The sequence below is a fragment of the Bartonella sp. MR168JLCBS genome, from assembly GCF_042194175.1.
The window spans coordinates 1-611 of record NZ_JBHIMP010000147.1 but is presented as its reverse complement, the minus strand read 5'-3'; the positions used below and the strand labels follow the sequence as shown (position 1 = coordinate 611).

Below are 611 nucleotides of genomic sequence, written 5' to 3'. Positions count from 1 at the left end.
TCCTATTTTTCATTATCCATAAAATAGAATTTGAAATAATTCATGAAGTAAAAAAGGAAAAATTTGAGAAAATCAAAGAAAAATTTTATTCTTTTTTATAGATGTTGTATTTTTACTATATTAATTTAAAGTTAATTTATGTATTATCCATATTGTTACTAATAAATGAAGGGGAAAAGCTATGAATATCAGATATTTTTTTATCGCTGGTGCAATCACAAGTTGTTTAGCTGTTGCGCTTCAAGAATCTGATCATATAGTTATTCAACAATCAGAACCTGTTGTTGCTCCTTTTACTGTTCTTGAAACTGATTTAAAAATTCTTGAACCAACAAAGGGTACAGTGGACAACGTTATAACCATATATGGTAGATATAACCCTACTTCATTCCATAGAAGTCTAGAAGAATTACACAAAAAAGGTATAAACTTATGGGATGCATTATTTGAATTCATGCACTCTGTTGTAACATTTTTCACGAAACTATTTAGTTAAGGAAAAATGCGAGAGGCAGCTAATATTTCATCAAATAAACACCTCCACATTATGATCTATGACAAATCTGAATATGGAAAAGCCCCTAGAAATACGGGGCTTTTTTATTTCGCTT

1 protein-coding gene is annotated in these 611 nt (G+C 29.0%); it reads left to right on the top strand.

The annotated features are described in order from the left end of the window. Positions 1–181: 181 nt before the first annotated feature. Complete coding sequence (locus ACFIK8_RS09900) at positions 182–496, top strand: hypothetical protein (protein WP_042995479.1); 315 nt, start codon at positions 182–184, stop codon at positions 494–496. Positions 497–611: the final 115 nt, after the last annotated feature.